The sequence below is a fragment of the Aurantimonas sp. E1-2-R+4 genome (genome assembly GCF_036549515.1).
GTDB classification, from domain to species: domain Bacteria; phylum Pseudomonadota; class Alphaproteobacteria; order Rhizobiales; family Rhizobiaceae; genus Aurantimonas; species Aurantimonas coralicida_A.
The window spans coordinates 1-3287 of sequence record NZ_JAZHLK010000108.1 but is presented as its reverse complement, the minus strand read 5'-3'; the positions used below and the strand labels follow the sequence as shown (position 1 = coordinate 3287).

Genomic DNA, 3287 nt, shown 5'->3' with positions numbered 1-3287 from the left:
CCCTGACCAAGCCAGGCGTCACCTTCGGCGAGCGCGGCAATCCTGGCCCGGCTGACCATCGGCACGGCGTTGAAGTCGAAGGTGTCGAGCGTCTTTCCACTAGGCAAGCGTGCTTCGTTAAGATGGCGTCCAATGCGGCGGCGGACCCGCTCGGCAACTTCGTGCTCGAACAACGTCGCCAGGGTCTTTGCCGCCGGCCACCCTTCCTCATCGGCCGTTTGGCTGATCGTCGGCCATAGATTTGCGACGGTTGGAAGCCGCAGCGTGGTGAGCAAGAGCGGCAGGCGGGCGGTGTCGGTCGTGATGTTCATGCCGTTACCTCCATGTCCGCGGGTCGCCGAGTGAGCNGAGCAAGAGCGGCAGGCGGGCGGTGTCGGTCGTGATGTTCATGCCGTTACCTCCATGTCCGCGGGTCGCCGAGTGAGCAGCGGATCGTAGATGCTGGCGTTCGGCATCTCGATATGCACTGCCGGGATCGGCCCTGGTTTGGGCATGAAGCGGTCCCGGAACGCTGTGATGTCCGGCAGATTGCCCTGATCGAGGACGGCATCGAGCGCTTCGGCGATCCCGGCTTCCCTGCCGCTGTCGTGGGAAAGGGCCAGGAGCGCGACCATCGTGCGGGAGGCCTCTTTCACGGGTTGGGCAGCCATCAACGCATCGAACGCACGCTGATAGGCTGGTCGCGGCCACAGCGCATCGCGATAGGTGAGATTGGCCAGGGCGCCGGGCTTGGCGCGAAGCGAGCCGATCACGTGACGATAGTCGACGACGTGCGCCGTGGTCCTCTTGGCACCTTTGGACGGGGCGCGGCCGCGAGGCAGGGTGAGGACCGGCACCCCGGCAAGGAAAGCCTCGATCCGGTCGTCATGGACACGCAGATGCAGACGATGTCCGATCAATCGGGAGGGCACGGTGTAGAAGGCGTGCCGGAATGAGAAGCCCGACGAACTCGTCACCCGGACGCTGGCTTCGTCCCAGGTGACAGGTGTTGCCGCAGGCAACGGCTTCAAATGGCCGCGCTCGATCTCGATCGCATCGTGATGCCGGCGATTATGACCGGCCACGACGCCGGCAACGAAGCTCTTATAGGCATCCAAAGTGTCGAAATCGGTCGAGGCTCGCAGCATCAGTTCCTGCTCGATCCGGTCTTTCATATGGCCATGCCGGCTCTCGATCGAGCCATTCTCATGGGCAATGCCGCGATTGTTGCGGGTCGGCGTCATGCCGTAGTGCTCGGCGAGAGCTGCGAACCGGCGGGTCAAATCCTCGGACTGGTCCTTGCGCAGATTGCGGAAAGCAGCGGACAAACTGTCGGAACGATGTTCTGCAGGAACCCCTCCCAGTGCCGCCAAGGCATTGCAGAGACCCGAGGACAGCGCCGTATAGCTCTCGCCGCCGAGAACGACTTCGCCATGTTCGAAGCCGGAATAAACCAGCGCGAAGTGGTAGAGGCGATGATCGAGGGGCTGGCCGGCAATGGTGACGTCGAGGCCGTTCATGTCGGTGAAGTCTGATAGGCCCATTTGGCCAGGATGATGGACCTGGGGGAAGATCACGGCCTGATCCGGACCGTGAAAGGCGCGCCATGTCCGAATCCGCCGCTCGAGTGACCGTCGCATCGTCTCATCGACGCGGTCGTGATGACGCCGGATCAATTCCCGCAGAATGGTGATCGGTCTCAAGGCCGGTGCCGCCGAAAGCATCGGTACGATCTCCTCGTCCCAAAGCCCCTCGAACGGATCTTGCCGGGTACGATAATCGCGTGACGTCTTGCGCAGGGACGGAGGGCGCGGGTCCCGCTCGATCCGGCGTCCTGTCGCAACCGAAATCCCGGCGATCGCCGCGGCGCTTTCCTGTGAACGTTTGATGCGGTGCTTCATGTAAAGTCTCACCTGTTGGTCGTTGATGTGTTTGCCCGGCTTCGATCGGGCTACGCCCTCACAAAGCCGGAGACCGACCGCTTATCGTAGTTGTCGCGGAACCGCTCAGGCTAGTCGCCGCTCGATAAATCGTCCCGCCTGGACGCAGATGCACCGTCGGTGGCTGGCCGGGCTGCAGTTCGAGCAGCCCGCCCACCACATCGTCCTGGAAGACTGTCTGTCAACGATCGAAGCCGCAACGACCCGTCGTGATCGGCTGACGGCGCAGATCGAGACCATGCTCGCGGACTGGGCCCTGGCGCCGGTGGTCCACGCCCTGCAGACGCTTCGCGGAATGGCCCTTGTGACGGCCGCGACCGTGATCGCGGAACTCGGCGACATCACGCGCTTCGAGAACCCCCGGCAGCTCATGGCCTATCTCGGTCTGGTCCCCTCGGAACATTCCAGCGGCGGAACCAGGCGTCAGGGCGGCATAACGAAAGCAGGCAACGGAACCGCCCGGCGAATGCTGGTCGAGGCGGCCTGGAGCTATCGGTTCCCGGCAAGAATCAGCCGTGAACAACTGCTCCGACAGGAGGGGCTGCCCAAGCCCATCCGCGATACGGCTTGGAAGGCTCAGATGCGACTGTGCGGCCGTTACCGCAAGCTCGCCAGAGCCGGCAAGCCGGCCACCACCGTGACCACGGCGATCGCTCGCGAACTGGCCGGCTTCGTCTGGGCCATCGCGGCTCAAGTCCCGCGGCCGACGAACTGACCGCCGGGCTATGAACCAAAAGCATTGATGGAGGAGCGAACAGTTTTGAGCCTTCTGCGCCTGGGTAAGGCTGGAGGCACGGTCACGGCAGGAGAACCCTCGCAACCACTATCAGCCGGATCATCATCCGACGCTGGATTCTAGACCGAGGCAGCTCCACGACGCATCAGGTCCGGCGGTAACCAACCCGCGTATCAGAGCATGATCAACCGTCGTTTTATTGACCGTGCCTCCTGCTTTGCCCAGGGCAGCCAATCCGCCAGAACGCTTGCAAAGGCAAGCGATCGATTCTTCACATCTGCAGCTTGAAACGGCGAACATGAGAGTGGTAGACTCGGACAAATCGGCCCATCCAGCGACGTCACGAAGCCTGCGCTATCAAGTGCTTACATCGCGGATGTAGACAGATGCCATCCTACCCCCTCTGATACAATTAAGTAAACGGACCTATGCACTTGTGCAAAATTGACGGGAGACACTCCCCGCCGAAGCGGGGAGCCAAGAAAACCTCACCAAAGAAGTTCAATCTCGACGGGTTTTTTAGAGCCTGAGCGAAAAGGAGTTGAGCGATATCAGCAGGTTGTGATTCCCCTACGTTGTCGAGACGATGGGGAATCGAGATGGCCTGGGATGATACCGCTCGGCTTGAGCAT

2 protein-coding genes and 1 pseudogene are annotated in these 3287 nt (G+C 62.1%); 1 reads left to right on the top strand and 2 read right to left on the bottom strand.

Annotated features, from left to right (window positions below; translation table 11 throughout):
* Together VQ045_RS21380 and istA are read right to left on the bottom strand one after the other, a co-directional pair.
* Positions 1 to 311: ATP-binding protein (locus tag VQ045_RS21380; RefSeq protein ID WP_331831555.1), on the bottom strand; the 311-nt coding region annotated here is incomplete at its 3' end.
* Between the two features lie 75 nt (positions 312 to 386).
* Complete coding sequence (gene istA, locus VQ045_RS21375; protein WP_442879932.1) at positions 387 to 1880, bottom strand: IS21 family transposase; 1494 nt, start codon at positions 1878 to 1880, stop codon at positions 387 to 389.
* Positions 1881 to 2010: 130 nt separating this feature from the next.
* On the opposite strand from istA, the pseudogene VQ045_RS21370 reads away from it, so the two are divergent.
* Positions 2011 to 2634: pseudogene (locus tag VQ045_RS21370) on the top strand (IS110 family transposase); the annotation flags it as partial.
* Positions 2635 to 3287 lie beyond the last annotated feature (653 nt).

What these genes read in the sequence shown, in the direction of transcription:
- istA (WP_442879932.1), bottom strand. Translation starts at nt 1,880, where the DNA reads ATGAAGCACCGCATCAAACGTTCACAGGAAAGCGCCGCGGCGATCGCC.